Origin of the sequence: Lysobacter gummosus, assembly GCF_001442805.1 — a bacterium.
In the GTDB taxonomy this organism is placed as follows: Bacteria; Pseudomonadota; Gammaproteobacteria; order Xanthomonadales; family Xanthomonadaceae; genus Lysobacter; species Lysobacter gummosus.
The window spans coordinates 1,025,990-1,042,912 of the sequence record NZ_CP011131.1; the positions used below are offsets into that span (position 1 = coordinate 1,025,990).

Below are 16,923 nucleotides of genomic sequence, written 5' to 3' on the forward strand. Positions count from 1 at the left end.
AAGGCGAGTGTCGAGAGACACTTTATTAATTGAGTCGTTATATTCGAGTCCGGGCTTTGTACCCCTGGACCCGTGTAATCCTGAGGCAACTTGGGGTTATATGGTCAAGCGAATAAGCGCACACGGTGGATGCCTTGGCGGTCAGAGGCGATGAAGGACGTGACAGCCTGCGAAAAGTACGGGGGAGCTGGCAATAAGCATTGATCCCGTAATGTCCGAATGGGGAAACCCACCTAGCAATAGGTATCCTGCAGTGAATACATAGCTGCTGGAAGCGAACCCGGAGAACTGAAATATCTAAGTACCCGGAGGAAAAGAAATCAACCGAGATTCCCTAAGTAGTGACGAGCGAACGGGGACTAGCCCTTAAGTTGCATCAGCTTCAGCAAAACGAGCTGGAAAGCTCGGCCATAGAAGGTGACAGCCCTGTATGCGAAGGGGCTGATGCGATGAAATCGAGTAGGGCGGGGCACGAGAAACCCTGTCTGAACATGGGGGGACCATCCTCCAAGGCTAAATACTCCTGACCGACCGATAGTGAACCAGTACCGTGAGGGAAAGGCGAAAAGAACCCTGGTGAAGGGAGTGAAATAGATCCTGAAACCGTGTGCGTACAAGCAGTAGGAGCTCGCAAGAGTGACTGCGTACCTTTTGTATAATGGGTCAGCGACTTACTGTTCGTGGCAAGCTTAACCGTATAGGGGAGGCGAAGGGAAACCGAGTCTGATAAGGGCGCATAGTCGCGGGCAGTAGACCCGAAACCGGGTGATCTAGTCATGCCCAGGGTGAAGGTTGAGTAACATCAACTGGAGGCCCGAACCCACTCCCGTTGCAAAGGTAGGGGATGAGGTGTGATTAGGAGTGAAAAGCTAATCGAACCCGGAGATAGCTGGTTCTCCTCGAAAGCTATTTAGGTAGCGCCTCGGACGAATACTACTGGGGGTAGAGCACTGTTATGGCTAGGGGGTCATTGCGACTTACCAAACCATGGCAAACTCCGAATACCAGTACGTACTATCCGGGAGACACACGGCGGGTGCTAACGTCCGTCGTGAAAAGGGAAACAACCCAGACCCACAGCTAAGGTCCCAAATTTATCGCTAAGTGGTGAACGATGTGGAAAGGCACAGACAGCCAGGAGGTTGGCTTAGAAGCAGCCACCCTTTAAAGAAAGCGTAATAGCTCACTGGTCGAGTCGGTCTGCGCGGAAGATTTAACGGGGCTAAGCGATAAACCGAAGCTTGGGGTGCATACTTTGTATGCGCGGTAGAGGAGCGTTCCGTAAGCCGATGAAGGTGGATTGAGAAGTCTGCTGGAGGTATCGGAAGTGCGAATGCTGACATGAGTAACGATAATGCGGGTGAAAAGCCCGCACGCCGAAAGCCCAAGGTTTCCTTGCGCAACGTTAATCGACGCAGGGTGAGTCGGCCCCTAAGGCGAGGCAGAAATGCGTAGTCGATGGGAAGCAGGTTAATATTCCTGCACCTCGCGTAAGTGCGATGGAGGGACGGAGAAGGTTAAGCAGGCCAGGCGTTGGTTGTCCTGGTGAGAGAGTTGAGGCGGTGCCCTTAGGCAAATCCGGGGGCGCAACGTTGAGACTAAGGACCGGCCCATTAGGGCTAGGCTGCTGATATCACGCTTCCAGGAAAAGCTCCTAAGCTTCAGCTTACGCAGACCGTACCGAAAACCGACACAGGTGGGCAGGATGAGAATTCTAAGGCGCTTGAGAGAACTCGGGTGAAGGAACTAGGCAAAATAGCACCGTAACTTCGGGAGAAGGTGCGCCCTCCATGGTTAATAGCTGAGGGGGGCCGCAGTGACCAGGCCGCTGCGACTGTTTATCAAAAACACAGCACTCTGCAAACACGAAAGTGGACGTATAGGGTGTGACGCCTGCCCGGTGCTGGAAGGTTAATTGATGGGGTCAGCCGCAAGGCGAAGCTCTTGATCGAAGCCCCAGTAAACGGCGGCCGTAACTATAACGGTCCTAAGGTAGCGAAATTCCTTGTCGGGTAAGTTCCGACCTGCACGAATGGCGTAACGACAGCGGCGCTGTCTCCACCCGAGACTCAGTGAAATTGAAATCGCTGTGAAGATGCAGCGTTCCCGCGGCAAGACGGAAAGACCCCGTGAACCTTTACTATAGCTTTACACTGAACGTTGAGTTCGTCTGTGTAGGATAGGTGGGAGGCTATGAAACCATGGCGCTAGCTGTGGTGGAGCCATCCTTGAAATACCACCCTGTCGTGCTTGACGTTCTAACCTAGGCCCGTAATCCGGGTCGGGGACCGTGTATGGTGGGTAGTTTGACTGGGGCGGTCTCCTCCCAAAGTGTAACGGAGGAGCACGAAGGTACGCTCAGCGCGGTCGGACATCGCGCACTGTGTGCAAAGGCATAAGCGTGCTTGACTGCAAGATCGACGGATCAAGCAGGTACGAAAGTAGGTCTTAGTGATCCGGTGGTTCTGTATGGAAGGGCCATCGCTCAACGGATAAAAGGTACTCCGGGGATAACAGGCTGATACCGCCCAAGAGTTCATATCGACGGCGGTGTTTGGCACCTCGATGTCGGCTCATCACATCCTGGGGCTGTAGTCGGTCCCAAGGGTATGGCTGTTCGCCATTTAAAGTGGTACGCGAGCTGGGTTCAGAACGTCGTGAGACAGTTCGGTCCCTATCTGTCGTGGGCGTTGGAGATTTGAGAGGGGCTGCTCCTAGTACGAGAGGACCGGAGTGGACGAACCTCTGGTGTTCCGGTTGTCACGCCAGTGGCACTGCCGGGTAGCTATGTTCGGAAGCGATAACCGCTGAAAGCATCTAAGCGGGAAGCGCGCCTCAAGATGAGATCTCCCGGGACTTTAAGTCCCCTAAAGGAACCATCAAGACTAGGTGGTTGATAGGCAGGGTGTGTAAGTGCAGCAATGCATTGAGCTAACCTGTACTAATGATCCGTGTGGCTTGACCATATAACCTCAAGTTGCCTTGGTCTCTATGTGACACGTCCGAAGACGTTCCAAACCAAACACTGACTCGCTACATTCCAACTTATTCGCCGACGACGGGCTCCTTTCCGTCTGAAGCAATCCCACGAGAGCGTGCGCGCAACTCAATCCATCGAGACCTGCGACCCTCCACCCTCTCCCTGGTGATAATAGCTGTGTGGAACCACCCGATCCCATCCCGAACTCGGAAGTGAAACGCATATGCGCCGATGGTAGTGTGGCCTAAGCCATGCAAGAGTAGGTCATCGCCAGGGGCTTTACCCTAAAACGCCGCAACCTTCTGGTTGCGGCGTTTTTCTTTGTGCGCGAGAAACTTAATACAGTCCGATGTTTCGTTCGCTGTTTCTTCTGTGGTCAGCAGCTACTTGGAAGTTACTTCCGACGCGCAGTTGATTCATCATGGAAGCGGTTGGCGATTCAGACGGTGCCGCTGAATCCTTGGGGGCGCAGTCCGTCGAATGCCTGAATGCTCCAGCCCCCGCCGACTGACGCTTACGCGCTCCGCCCCCGGCGCCTCGACACCGAACCGTGCCCAATCCGGCCATGTACAAAAAGAAACCAGCCAGTTCAGCGCCGCGCCGGCATGCCGCCGCCAAGTCCGGGTACACTCGCCCCGCTGCCGCCATGAGCGTCAGCTTGCCGGCCGCATCGTCCCGACGGGACGGGCCGCGCCACCGATCGTCGCCGCGCATTGACGGCATCGATCGTTAAGTCGGAAAAGGAGAGTCGTCGAATGAAGTTCACCACCACAGGCAAGGTCCGCCGCTAAGTCGGCGCTTGCGGTCTCGGGGACGTCCCGAGCCGCCCTTGGCAGACCGTTCACCGCTCCCGGGCGATTTGGCCCTGGATCGCACGCGCGCGTCCGCCGCCTCACTCCCGATCCGTTGATCTCGCGCCGATGCGGCGCCTGTTCGCTCGCGTGCGTTGCTCGTCCCGTGCGGCTTTCGACCGCGACTTCGGGCGATGCGCGCGCCCGGGAGTCGTTCCTAAGTTCAAAAGGCACTACGCCATGAAAATTTTCAGTTGGTTCGAATCGTTGATCGATCCGTTCCGGCCCGCCCCGGAGGCGATGCCTCCGCGTTCGGTCGCGCGGTTCTATTGGCATTTCATAAGACAGGCCTGGCCGATCTTCGTGATGCTGACCGTGGTCGGTTTCTTCGTCGCGATCGTCGAAGTGGTGATGTTCGACTATCTCGGCAAGGTCGTGGATCTGGTCAACACCACGCCGGCGGCGCAGTTGTTCGTGCAGCACGGCGACGAGTTGCTATGGATGGCGGCGGTGATGTTGATCGTGCGTCCGCTGTGCCTGGGCCTGCACGACCTGCTGCTCAATCAGACCGTGCATCCCAGCATGACCAATCTGGTGCGCTGGCAAACCCATCGCTACATGCTCCGGCAGAGTCTGAGTTTCTTCCAGAACGATTTCGCCGGCCGCGTGGCCAACCGGATCATGCAGACCGGCCCGTCGCTGCGCGAATCCACCACGCAGACCTTCGACGCGCTGTGGTACGTGATCGTGTATTCGGCCTCGGCGATCTATCTGTTCGCCCAGGCCGACGTATGGCTGGCGGCGCCGTTGGCGGTGTGGATCGCGGTCTACATCGGCTTGCTGTTCTACTTCGTGCCGAGGGTGAAGCTGCGCTCGTGGCGCGCATCGGACGCGCGTTCCAAGTTGATGGGACGCATCGTCGATGGCTACACCAACATCGCCACGCTCAAGCTGTTCGCGCACTCGCGGCGGGAAGAGGAGTACGTGGCCGAAGCGATGATCGAGCAGACCCAGCGCTCGCGCGACATGACCCGCATGACCACGATGATGGGCATCAGCATCACCACGCTCAACGGTCTGTTGATCGTCGGCACCTGCGGCCTGGCCTTGTGGCTGTGGCATCAGGGGTCGATCAGCGTCGGCGCGATCGCGCTGGCGACCGGCCTGGTGATCCGCATCCACAACATGTCCGGCTGGATCATGTGGACGGTGAACGGGATCTTCGAGGACATCGGCACGGTCCAGGACGGCATCGAGACGATTTCGCGGCCGTTGACGGTGGTCGATCGCGAACAGGCCAAACCGTTGCAGGTCGATGAGGGCCGCGTGCGTTTCGAGAACGTGCACTTCCACTATGGGCAGGACAGCGGGCTCATCGCCGATCTGGATCTGGAGGTGAAACCGGGCGAAAAGATCGGCCTGGTGGGGCCGTCGGGCGCGGGCAAATCGACCCTGATGAACATCCTGCTGCGTCTGTACGACCTGGAAGGCGGCCGCATCCTCATCGACGGCCAGGACATCGCCGGCGTCACTCAGGAAAGCCTGCGTTCGCAGATCGGCGTGGTCACGCAGGACACCTCGCTGCTGCACCGCTCGATTCGCGACAACCTGTTATACGGCCGTCCGGACGCGAGCGACGAGGCGATGTTCGAAGCCGCACGCAAGGCGCGGGCGGCCGAATTCATCCCGCGCCTGGTCGATGGCGAAGGTCGTATCGGCTATGAAGCCCTCGTCGGCGAGCGCGGCGTGAAGTTGTCCGGCGGGCAGCGTCAGCGCGTGGCCATTGCGCGCGTGTTGTTGAAGAACGCGCCGATCCTGATCCTGGACGAAGCGACCTCGGCGTTGGACTCCGAAGCCGAGGCGGCGATCCAGGAAAGCCTGGAAACGTTGATGGAAGGCAAGACGGTGATCGCGATCGCGCACCGGCTATCGACGATCGCGCGCATGGATCGGTTGGTGGTCATGGACAAGGGCCACATCATCGAAACCGGAACGCACGAAGAGCTGATCGCGCGCGAAGGTCTGTATGCGCGCTTGTGGAAGCGGCAGACCGGGGGCTTCGTGGCTATGGATGCGTAACCTGGGATGCCCTCACCCCAACCCCTCTCCCGCTTTGCGGGGGAGGGGCTTTACGCCTCGATTTCGGGGCGTTGTTCAGAACAGCGAGCCCGTGGTGCCGACGCCGCCCTCGTCGTCGGACGTGCGGCGTTTGCGCACCCAACCGCCGACGCCGGAAGGCTGATGGGCGGGCGCCGCGGGTGCCGGCCTGGACGAGCCGGCGCTGCGTTCGCGCGCCTGGCGATGCGCGGTCTCCGCCATCGCTTTGAACTGGCGCTCGCGCTGCAGCCACAGCTCGTCCATGCTCGGATCGGCGACCAGCGCCGCGGAACCCAGATCGGCTTCGCTGGCCTCGTCTGGAATGTGCTGGAACGGAATGCGCATCGGCGCGGCGCCGTGCACCAGCGCGTCCTGCATCGCGCCGAAGTACAGACGGTTGTTGCCGTAGCGTTGATTGACCTGGTCGAGCACGCGGGTGAGCGCCTGATTGCGCTGGCGCTCGGGAAACAACGAGGCGCTGTCGGCGGCGCAAGGCTGCAGATCGATCAGCGACACCGCCACCGACAGCGGCGGGTACCGTTTCACCTTCCAGCGGCCATTACCTGCGGCGCGCATCAGCGGTTCGATCGCTTCGGCCATCAATTGCAGCAAGGTCGGCGTGTCGTCGAGCGGGGCGAAGGACAGATCGCGGCTGAAGCGCTGCTCCTTGCCGACGAACCGGATATGAATGCTCAGGCCGCGCGCCTTGCACTGCTCCATGCGCAAACGCATCGCTGCCTTGGCGAGCAGCTTGAACAACACCGAGCGCATGCCCGCGGCGCTTCGCAGTTGTGGATCGAGCACATGCGAATGGCCGACCGAGGCGACCGCCTTGCGCTGACGCGAGGGGGGCTCGATGCCGCGCAATTGCGCCCAGAAGCGCTCGCCTTCGATGCCGCCCCAGATCGCGCGTAGGTGTTCGCGCGGCGCGGCGGTGAGTTGTTCGACGGTCTCGATGCCGGCGTCGATCAGGCGTTGCAGCATCGACGGACCGACACCGCACAGATCCTGCAAGCCTAGGCCATGCAATGCGGTGGGCAGATCGGCGAGTTCGACCACGGTCAGACCATCGACCTTTTCGATATCCGACGCGGTCTTGGCGAGAAAGGTGTTCGGCGCGATGCCGATCGAGCAACGGATCGCCGGGCTCAGGCCGCGATCGATCAGCGTCTGCTTGATCTTGTGCGCGATCGCCACGGCGTTGTCGCGCTGGCGCTCGCGGCCGATCAGGCGGCAGGCGACTTCGTCGATCGATAGCGGCTTGCCGTCGATCGGGATGCAGTCCTGGATCGCGGCGATGAGCTGATGATGCAGTTCGACGTAACGCGCCGGCCGCGCCTGCACGATCGCGATATCGGGGCAACGTTCCAACGCTTCGTGCACCGGCGTGCCGGTCTTGACGCCGTGCAGCTTGGCTTCGCGACTGGCGGCGATGCAGCAGGTGGTCGCCGCCATCACCGGCACCACGCCGACCGGACGCCCTCGCAACGCCTCGTGGTCGAACTGCTCGACCGAGGCGAAGTAAGAGTTGAAGTCGACGAACAGACAGCGCAGGGTCACGACGGCGGGGCCACGCAAGGGAGCTCAGTATCGCGCTGTCGCGGGCACGATGCAGCCGCGGGCACGGGCGAAGGCGACAGCATTGCCGCCACCGTTCGCAGTACCTGAGATAGTCTTTTCGATCAATAAGTTACGGGCCGGCCGGGCGTCGCCGGCCGGCCCGCGGTTTCAGTTGGACGAGGCGCGATCGACGGCCTGGTAAATCTGCGCCAGCGAATGGCTGCGATTGCCGCTGGCCGCCAGCACGCCCATCACTTCGGCGGCGTTGACTCCGCGATCCGCGGCGAGCGGCGCGACCAGCGTCTGCGCTTCGGCGAGAGTGAGCTCGCGCACGTGCACATGGGCGAAGCAGCGGCCCGGGCGCACCAAGGCATCGTCGAGATCGCCGACGTTGGGCAGGTTGGTCGAGAAGATGATCTTGCGTCCCTGCGCGCGCACCACGCCGTCGGCGATGGCGAGAAAGCGGTGCAGGTGTTCGTTGCCTTCGGCGCGCGGACGCAGCAGATGGTCGGCGTCTTCGACCACGAACGCTTCGTCTTCGCCGGTGATGAACTTGACGTAGATCTCGTCGCATTCGAGCGCTTTCTTATCGCCCGTGTACAGCGCCTGCGCGCTGCCGCCGTTGCGGCGCGAAATCTCGCCGAGGATGGCGCGGATCAGCCGGGTCTTGCCGGTGCCGGGGCGACCCTGCAGCACCAGTACGGTTTCCTTCGCGCGCAGGTAGCGATCGACGAAGGTTTTCACGTCGCCGATTTCCGGATAGGCCGCATCGAGCAGCACGTCGTCGGCGAGTTCTTCGATGCTCGCGCTTTGCAGTTCGCCGCGGCCGGTGAGGAAGTGCCAGTCGATGGAGAACATCGGCTCGCGGATGCGCACGGTTTCGACGCGTTCCTGCAGCGAGCGGGTCAGGCTTTCGGCGCGCTCGACCGAATCGGCCCAGATCCCGAAGTAATACGAGCTGTAATCGGCCTTGCGGCTGGCGTGGGCATCGACGAACAGGCCCTCGCCGTCGAGCAGCAGGCTGTCGCCGTCCAGGCGTTGCGCGTTCAATCCCAGGTTCAGGGCCAGATCGTCGAACACGGCGGCGACCGGGGCGCGTGCGGCGAAGCGCAATGAACGATGGATCGGGTAGCGGCTGACGCCGCGTTCCAGCGCGTCGGCCAGGCGGGTTTTCAGGACCAGCGTGGAGAAGTCCCAGACTTGCTGGCTGATGCTGGAGTTGTAACGGCTTTCGGTGGGATGGCTCATGAGATTACGGGGCGTTCCGCCCGGGTTGAGGCCGCGGCATCCGTCGCCGCGGCTTGAAGCCTGGATGTGCGAGATCCGTGTTGCGTGTCGCGGCGAAGCTTACAGCACCAGCGGCGGCTCGCCGCCGACGATGACGATGTCGGCGCGGCGACGCGCGAACAGGCCGACGCTGACCACGCCGGGGATCTGGTTGATCGCCGACTCCATCGCCACCGGATCGGTGATGGCCAGATTGTGGATGTCGAGGATGACGTTACCGTTGTCGGTGACCACGCCGGCGCCGTTGGCGTCCTGGCGCCACACCGGCTGGCCGCGGGTCATGGCGAGGATTTCGCGCGCGACCAGGCTGCGCGCCATCGGCACCACTTCCACCGGCAGCGGGAACTTGCCGAGCACGTCCACGCGCTTGGCCGGATCGATGATGCACACGAATTTGGCGCTGGCCTCGGCGATGATCTTCTCGCGGGTGAGCGCGGCGCCGCCGCCCTTGATCAGGTGCTTGCGCGGATCGCATTCGTCGGCGCCGTCCACGTACAGCGACAGCGGGCCGGTCGAGTTGAGGTCCAGCACTTCGATGCCCAGCGCCTTCAACCGCGCGGTGCTTTGCTCGGAGCTGGACACCGCGCCCTTGATGCGTTCCTTGACCCGGCCCAGCGCCTCGATGAAGAACGCGACGGTGGAACCGGTGCCTACGCCGACGATCATGCCGTCTTCGATGTAGTCGATGGCTTTTTCGCCGGCCAGGCGTTTGGCTTCAGACATGGGATTCGGGATTCGTGATTGGGGATTGGTGAAAAGCAAAAGACGAAAGCGGTCGGGGGATCGAAGCGGGGAGGGATCGGCTTTGCGAATCCCGAATCTCCACTGCCGAATCCTGGCCTTACTCCATCGACAACAACAACTTCCACTGCGCCGCCGACACCGGCAGCACCGACAGGCGGTTGCCGCGGCGGGTCAGGGCGAAGTCCTCGCCGAGTTCGTCGGCGCGGGCCTTGATCTCGTCCAGCGAAACGGTGCGCTTGAACTTGCGCTCGAACGCCACGTCCACCAACAGCCAGCGCGGGTCTTCGCGGGTGCTCTTGGGGTCGTAGTAATCGGATTTCGGATCGAACTGGGTCGGGTCCGGATAGGCTTCGGCGGCGATGGTAGCCAGTCCGACGATGCCGGGCACGGCGGTGTTGGAGTGGTAGAACAACACGCCGTCGCCGGCTTTCATGCCGTCGCGCATGTAGTTGCGCGCCTGGTAGTTGCGCACGCCGTTCCACGGCTCGGTGCGCACGCGCTCAAGGTCGTCGATGGAGAAGGCGTCGGGTTCGGATTTCATCAGCCAATAGCGGCGGCGTGCAGTCATGCGGGGCGGCTCAGTTCGGATGCGGCGGGGGCGGCATCGGGGGAAGGTCAAACGTACAGCGCGGAGCGGCAATCCAGGATGCCGGCTTCGGTGCATACCGCGTCCAGGGCGACGTCCCAGTCGGCGGCCTCGAGTTGCTCGACGCGCTGCGCCTCGTAACCGGCGCCGGCCAGCCAGGGCGGCGCCGGGCTGCGCTGGCGGAAGGCGAGGCTGCGATCGTACCAGCCGCCGCCCATGCCCAGCCGGTGGCCGCGGGCGTCGAAGCCAACCAACGGCAGGACAATCAGGCTCAACTGCTCCGGCAGAAGCAAGGAGGCTTCAGCCAACGAAGGCTCCGGAATCCCAAATCGATTGGGCACCAGCGCATCCCCCGGCCGCCAAGGCGCGAAGCGCAGCTGCTGTTCCTCGTGCAGCACCGGCAGGCAGTAGATGCAGTCCTTGGGCAGGCGCAATTGCCAGGCGTGCAGGGCGATTTCCCCGTCCATCGCCCAGTAACCGGCGACGTAGCCCGATTGCGGCGCGAACGGCAGCGCGAGCAGGTTCGCGGCCAGCGCCTCGGCGCCGCTGATGCGCACCGCGGCGGGGAGATTGCGTCGTTGTGCGCGCAGTGCGCGGCGCAGCGTCGAACGGTCGTCCGTCATGCGATCGGGGGATCCTGGCGGGGGCGCGTAAAGCGCGAGCATACGGAAACGGGCGCGGAATCACCTGTGGTGATCTCGCGCCCGTTCCGGGATTAGTAGTCCTCCGCCAATGGCGATGCTTGCGAAACGACCTTGAACCCAGGGTTCAAGTGGGAACGCTTGGAGGCCTTCGGGCTTCCCGCTGCGAGGCGGACTTGCACTCCAGGCTTCCGGCGCGCCCCCGGTGTCGTCATTAAGGGACAAGGCGAATGTTTGCGCACGCCGTCGCGCACAGCAGAGGACGTGCACGCAGTATAGCGCGCGAGCGCGCTCAGGCGAATCCGCTCGTCGGCGATGCTGCGTTGCGGTTCACGCACTTGATTGCGCGATCGCGGATGAACGGGGACTTGCGTGACGTGGGTCGCGCGGCGTCGCAATCGGGCGGACGAAGCGCTGATAGGGCGCGGTATTCGCCGCCGCGCCGAGAGCCGCGCCGCGTCAGCGGATGGCGGCGTCGAACAGGCTGTCGAGCTTGCGATGCAGTTCGTCGAGCGTGCGCGAGATTTCGCGATCGCGGTTGTCGCCGTCGCCGCGCAGTTGCTGCAGTTCGTGGGCGAAATTCAGCGCGGCCAGCACGGCGACGCGGTCGAGCGCGGCCATGCGGTTGCTGCCGCGGATTTCGCGCATCTTGCTGTCGAGCATGCGCGCGGCGGCGAGCAGGTCGTCGCGTTCGTTGGGCTCGCAGCCCACGGTGTATTCGCGGTCGAGCAGGCGGATGCTGACGGCTTCGCTCGTCGTACTCATACAGGCAGGCCCATGGGCGAGTTCGGGGGTACTGGCTTCAAGTGTGCTGTTCCAGCGACTTCAAGCGCGCGATCATCGCTTCCACGCGAGTGCGCGCTTGTTCGTTCTTGGCCAGCAGGGCGGAGCGTTCGCCGACCAGTTGTTCCTGTTGCTGGCGCAGGCTGCGGTTCTCTTCGCTGAGCTTGCGCACGCGTTCGCCGAGTTCATCGACGCGGCTGAGCACGGATTGCAGTTCGGCGATGAGTTCGGCGCGGTCCATCCCGGCACGATGGCAGGCCGGGGCGGGGGCGGTCAAGGCGGACGGCGGGGGCGGGCGGGTCCGGGGCGGCGGAGGGGCCCGGGTGCGTTCAGGCAGCCGGGCGACCGGTCTATTCCGTGCGCGATCGTATCCACGGCGGCGCCCCGGACCTTCGCCGCGGACGGCCCCGGCGGGCAAGCGTTTTCGAATCCCGAATCCCGAATCCGGCCCTACAGCGCCGCGCGCACGCTCTCCGGCGGCCGCCACTGCTGGATGAACGCCAGGCAGTCGTCGGCCTCCAGCGGCTTGGCCAGCCAGTAGCCCTGGATTTCGTCGCAATGGTGGGCGCGCAGGAACTCCATCTGCTCTTCCAGCTCCACGCCCTCGGCGACCACGTTCAGGCCCAGCGAATGCGCCATGGTGATCACGGTGCTGGTGATCGCCGCATCGTCCGGGTCGCGAGTCAGGTCGCCGATGAATTCCTTGTCGATCTTCAAGGTGTTGATCGGCAGGCGCTTGAGGTAGGCCAGCGAGGAATACCCGGTGCCGAAGTCGTCCACCGCCAGCGCCACGCCGAGTTCGCGCAGCGCCTGCATGGTGTTGGAGGTGTGCGCGGCGTTGGACATGACCACGCTCTCGGTCAGTTCCAGCTCCAGCCGCCACGGCGGGATCGCGCTTTCGCTCAGGGCGCGCGCGACCATCTTCGGCAGATCGCCGCGCAGCAGCTGGATCGCCGAGACGTTGACCGAAATCGACAGCTGGTCCAGGCCCTGCAGGCGCCACAGGCGCAGGCGGTTGCAGGCCTCGCGCATCGCCCATTCGCCGATTTCCAGGATCAGCCCGCTTTCTTCCGCCAGCGGGATGAACTGGGTCGGCGGGATGTTGCCGTACTCGGCGCTCTGCCAGCGCAGCAGCGCTTCCACGCCGGTGATGCGCGCTTCGGGCAGCGACAGGCGCGGCTGGAACACCAGCCGCAGCTCGCCGCGATCGAGCACCTTGCGCAGCGCGGCGGAGATGGTCGCGCGCTGGCGGATCTCGATGTCCATCGCCTCGGTGTAGCGCATGAAGGTGCGCCGGCCGGCGGCCTTGGCCTGGTACATCGCGGTGTCGGCGTGCTTGAGCAGGTCGGTCGGCACCTGGGCGTGATCGGGATAGATGCTGATGCCGATCGACGGCGAGATGGCGACGTCGTGGCGCTGATCGAAATCCAGCGGCGCTTCGAAGGCCTTGATCAGGCGGCGGGCGACGTCCTCGGCCTGCTCGGGCGTGTCGAGGTTTTCCAGGACCACGGTGAATTCGTCGCCGCCCAGGCGCGCGACGGTGTGCTCGGCGCCGACGGTTTCCTGCAGGCGCACGGCCGCCGCGCGCAGGATGCGGTCGCCGGCGGCGTGGCCGAGCGAATCGTTGATGTCCTTGAAGCGGTCCAGATCCAGGAACAGCAAGGCGATGCGGTGGCCGTGGCGGCGCGCGCGCACGATCGCCCGCGACAGCCGCTCCGACAGCAGCGTGCGGTTGGGCAGGCTGGTCAGGGTGTCGTAGTTGGCCAGATAGCGCAGTTCCTGTTCGGCGCGCTTCTGGTCGGTGATGTCGGTGAGCACGGCGACGTAGTGGCCGCGCTGGCCGCTGCTGTCGAGGACGATGGACGCCTGCAGCCAGCACAGGAATTCGTTGCCGTCCTTGCGCTGCTGCCAGATCTCGCCCGACCAGCGGCCGCTGCGCTGCAGTTCGTCGCGCATGTCCGAATAGAACTCCGGATCGTGCTGGCGGCTGTCGAGCAGGCCGGTGGTCTGGCCGATGACTTCGTTCTCGGGATAACCGGTCATGCGCGAGAACGCGGGATTGATCGAGACGAAGACGAAGTCGCGATCGAACACGGCCACCGCCTCGGCCATCGAGCGCAGCACTTCGCTGGATATGCGCCGCTCGCGCTCGGCGCTGCGCACCGCGGTGACGTCGCGGCCGGTGCCGGCCACGCGCACCGGATGACCTTCGCCGTCGCGTTCGACCACCCGGCCGCGCGCGCGTACCCAGCCCCAGTCGCCGCGCGGCGTGCGCATGCGGTGCTCGGACAGGAACAGCGCGGCGTCGCCCTTGAGATGCTTGCGCAGCAGCTCGGTGACGCGCGGCAGGTCGTCGGGATGGATCTCGTGATCGTCGGCGATGTCGGCCTGCACGCCGATTTCCGGCGACTGCGCGTTGTGGTCGTCCACGCGCATGCGGTGCAGCTCGCGCCGTTGCAGGTCGTAGTCCCAGAACTGTTCGCCCGAGGCCCACAGCGCCAGCTTCAGGCGTTCTTCGCGTTCGCGGATCTGGGTGAAGTAGCCGCGTTCGCGCTGGCGCGCGCGATGCCAACGCCAGCCGAAGCTCAGCAGCAGCGCCAACGCCGCCAGGGCCGCGGCGGTGATCGCCAGCGGATGCCGCCACAGCGGCGGATCGACGCTGACGGTGATGCGCAGTTCCTGCGTGTTCCACACGCCGTCGCGATTGGTGGACTGAGCGCGGAACAGATAGTGCCCCGGCGGCAGGCGGGTGTAGGTGATGTCCTGGCGCGGGCCGTTGTCGATCCAGTCGCGGTCGAAGCCGTCCATGCGGTAGCGATAACGGATGCCGGTGTTGGGGCCGAAATCCAGCGCGCCGATGCGCAGGCGCAGGATGCCGGCGCCGTCGGGTATTTCCAGCCGCGATGACTGCCACAGCGCGCTGGAGCCGGCGCTGGTGTCCGAGCCGATCCAGGCGCCGAGCAGGCGCACCGGCGGGGTGTAGCGCGAATCGATGATGCGGTTGGGATCGAACAGGTTCAGCCCGCGCACGCCGCCGAAGGCGAGCCGGCCGTCGGCCAGCGTCGCCACCGCGCCGGCGTTGAATTCCAGATCCTGCAGGCCGTCGGCCAGGCCGTAGCGGCGTACCAGCGAGGCGCCGGTGTCGAAGCGCAGGATGCCGGCGTCGGTGCCCAGCCACAGCCGTCCGGCGGGGCGTTCGGCGATGGAGAACACCACCGGCACTGGGTGATCGCCCAGCACTTCGGCCAGCGGATGCTCGAAGCGGATGCGGCCGTCGCCGAATTCGACCACCCGGCTCAGGCCGGCCTGGGTGCCGACCCAGATCGCGCCGTCGGCGGACTGGTGCACCGCGCGCACGAAGTTGCCCGGCAGGCTGTCGGCCTCGTCGGTGACGTGGCGGTAGTGGCGCAGGTAGCCGGTGTTGGGGTCGAGCAGATCCAGGCCGTCGCCGGTGCCGAACCAGACCCGGCCCTTGCGGTCTTCCAGGATCGCGTTGACGCGCGGATGGCTCAGGCCCTTGGGATCGCCCTCGCGGTAGGCGTAGCGCACCAGCACGCCGGATTCGGGCAGATAGTGGAGGGCGCCGACATCGTCGCCGCCCAGCCACAGGCTGCCGTCGCGGGCGAAGGTCAGCGAACGCAGCGCGGCGTCGCGATAACCGCGCAGATCGACGCTCTCGATGCGCTGGGTGCCCGGCTCCAGGCGCAGCAGGCCGGCCCCGGTGGCCAGCCACAGCCGCCCGGGCGAGGGCTTGAGCAGCGGCTTGGCGTCGCCGGGGTGCGGCGCGGGGGCGTTGTCGATCTGCGGTTCGCGTGCGATCGCGGTGATCCGGCGCACGTCAGTGCCGGCCGGGAGCATCGCGCTCATGTCCTGGAAGTGATCGCCGGACAAGTCGTAGCGGCGCAGGTGGGCGTTGTCGGTGCCGATCCAGATCGCGCCGCTGTCGTCCTGGGCCAGACTGCGCACGCTGGCGTCGGACGCCACGCCGGCGCCGGTGCTCACGCCGTTGGTGCGGTTGTCGTCCAGGTCCAGCACGTAGCTGAAGCGGGTGCCGCGCGGATCGGCGACTGCGACGCCGCGGTACTGGCCGCCGGCCCACAGCAGGCCGCCGTGATCGACCATCAGCGTATCGATGGTGTCCTCGGGCAAGGTTGCATCGACCCCGGACTGCGCATGCACGCGCTGGCTGTGGCCGCTGTCGGGATCGTGCCGGTACAGGCCGTTGCCGTAGCCGGCGATCCAGATCCGCCGGTCGGGCGTTTGCACGATCGCGCGCGCATCGCGCAGCGCCGACAGGGCCTCGTCCTCGACCTTGATCAACACGCCGGTGCCGCCGTCGAGCCGGTACAGGCCCTCGGCGGCGCCGGCCCAGAGCCGGCCGCGGTGGTCGATCATCACGCTGCGCAGCGCGATCGGCGCGCCGATGCGGTCGATCCGGCCGTTGCCGGCGATCCGGTGCAGGCCGGCGGCGCTGGCGAACCAGGCGCTGCCGTCGCGGCCTTGCGCCAGCCCTTGCCAGGGCGATTGCCGGCTGGGTTCGCCGGGCACCGCCAGGATCAGCTCGCGCGCGCCGGTCTGCGGGTCCAGCCGCTCCAGCCCGGCCAGGGTGCCGATCAGCAGTTGATCGCGCCACGGCATCAGCGCCACCACCTGGCGCCCGGCCTGCGAATCGGGCGGGCCGTAGCGGTGGATGCTGCCGCTGGCCAGATCCAGCCGCGCCAGGTATTCCGAATGGGTGCCGATCCACAGCGCGCGCTGACCGTCCAGGGCCAGCGCGGTGACGTAGCTGTCGGGCAGGCTGGCCGGATCGCGCGGATCGTGGCGGTACGGCACGTAGCGCTGGCCGTCGTAGCGATGCAGGCCGCCCTGGGTGCCGACCCAGACGAAGCCGTGCGCGTCCTGAGTGAAAGCGGTGACCGAGTTCTGGCTGAGCCCGAGCTCGCTGCCCAGGCGCGAGAAATAGAAGTCGCGCGTCGCCGCCGCCGCACGCTGCGGCCACGCCGCGGCCCAGCACAGCGAGGCGAGCAGACCGGCAGTCAGCAGCAGACGGGCGAGGGACGAGTGACGCACGGACACCGTGGCGTGAGGCGCAAGAGCCGCAGTGTAGGCAGGCGGTCGTGGCGGCAACAAGCACTGCGACTCATCTTTTTCGGCGATGCGGGACGATTCGAACGCGGCGACGGTGCGGGCTCGGGCGATTTGTGCCGGCGTACTTCGTTGTGCGCATGCATGTGTAGAACGCGTGAGGGCCGCAGTGCCGTGCGTTGCGCGCAGGGCCGCCGCGCTTGGCTCGCGTAAGCGAACGCGCGGTCGGCTCGTCATGGCGATCGAATGCCCGGCGGCGCGAATGCCGCGCCGTTCGCGCCGCCCACGGGCCCAGGCGCGCGCCGCGCGTCAGCGGCCACGCTTGCCGGCGCCGGCTTTCGACGCCATGCGCGCCGGGCATTGCTAAAC

At 64.8% G+C, this 16,923-nt stretch carries 9 protein-coding genes, 2 rRNA genes and 1 other RNA gene; 3 read left to right on the top strand and 9 right to left on the bottom strand.

The annotated features are described in order from the left end of the window. Positions 1–102: 102 nt before the first annotated feature. The 3 genes from LG3211_RS04175 to LG3211_RS04185 all read left to right on the top strand — a co-directional run bounded on the left by LG3211_RS04175 (position 103) and on the right by LG3211_RS04185 (position 5,850). A 23S ribosomal RNA gene (locus LG3211_RS04175) occupies positions 103–2,966 on the top strand. 175 nt (positions 2,967–3,141) lie between these two features. Next, positions 3,142–3,256 (top strand): 5S ribosomal RNA (gene rrf, locus LG3211_RS04180). 761 nt (positions 3,257–4,017) lie between these two features. Further along, complete coding sequence (locus LG3211_RS04185) at positions 4,018–5,850, top strand: ABC transporter ATP-binding protein (protein WP_148649170.1); 1,833 nt, start codon at positions 4,018–4,020, stop codon at positions 5,848–5,850. A gap of 75 nt (positions 5,851–5,925) precedes the next feature. On the opposite strand, the gene LG3211_RS04190 is transcribed toward LG3211_RS04185, so the two are convergent. The 9 genes from LG3211_RS04190 to LG3211_RS04225 all read right to left on the bottom strand — a co-directional run bounded on the left by LG3211_RS04190 (position 5,926) and on the right by LG3211_RS04225 (position 16,539). Beyond that, positions 5,926–7,446 carry a DNA polymerase Y family protein gene (locus LG3211_RS04190; protein ID WP_057941723.1) on the bottom strand — a complete coding sequence of 507 codons (1,521 nt, stop codon included), beginning with the start codon at positions 7,444–7,446 and terminating at the stop codon, positions 5,926–5,928. A gap of 150 nt (positions 7,447–7,596) precedes the next feature. Continuing rightward, positions 7,597–8,676: an ATP-binding protein gene (locus LG3211_RS04195; protein ID WP_057941724.1), complete on the bottom strand. Its 1,080-nt coding sequence runs from the start codon at positions 8,674–8,676 to the stop codon at positions 7,597–7,599. 99 nt (positions 8,677–8,775) lie between these two features. Beyond that, positions 8,776–9,438: a ribose-5-phosphate isomerase RpiA gene (rpiA, locus tag LG3211_RS04200; protein WP_057941725.1), complete on the bottom strand. Its 663-nt coding sequence runs from the start codon at positions 9,436–9,438 to the stop codon at positions 8,776–8,778. A gap of 118 nt (positions 9,439–9,556) precedes the next feature. Beyond that, complete coding sequence (locus LG3211_RS04205) at positions 9,557–10,027, bottom strand: EVE domain-containing protein (RefSeq protein ID WP_057941726.1); 471 nt, start codon at positions 10,025–10,027, stop codon at positions 9,557–9,559. A 47-nt stretch (positions 10,028–10,074) separates the two neighbouring features. Then, entirely contained in the window at positions 10,075–10,668 is a 594-nt protein-coding gene (locus LG3211_RS04210) for a 5-formyltetrahydrofolate cyclo-ligase (protein WP_057941727.1), read from the bottom strand. A 96-nt stretch (positions 10,669–10,764) separates the two neighbouring features. Beyond that, positions 10,765–10,951, bottom strand: a non-coding RNA gene (ssrS, locus tag LG3211_RS24700) — 6S RNA. Positions 10,952–11,145: 194 nt separating this feature from the next. Next, positions 11,146–11,451, bottom strand: a complete 306-nt coding sequence (locus LG3211_RS04215) for a cell division protein ZapA (RefSeq protein ID WP_057941728.1) — start codon at positions 11,449–11,451, stop codon at positions 11,146–11,148. A gap of 37 nt (positions 11,452–11,488) precedes the next feature. Continuing rightward, positions 11,489–11,710, bottom strand: coding sequence for a TIGR02449 family protein (locus LG3211_RS04220; protein WP_057941729.1), 222 nt, complete (start codon positions 11,708–11,710; stop codon positions 11,489–11,491). Positions 11,711–11,919: 209 nt separating this feature from the next. After that, the gene (locus LG3211_RS04225) at positions 11,920–16,539 is read right to left on the bottom strand and encodes an EAL domain-containing protein (protein WP_187313132.1); all 4,620 of its coding nucleotides are present in this window, start codon (positions 16,537–16,539) and stop codon (positions 11,920–11,922) included. Between the last annotated feature and the right edge of the window lie 384 nt (positions 16,540–16,923).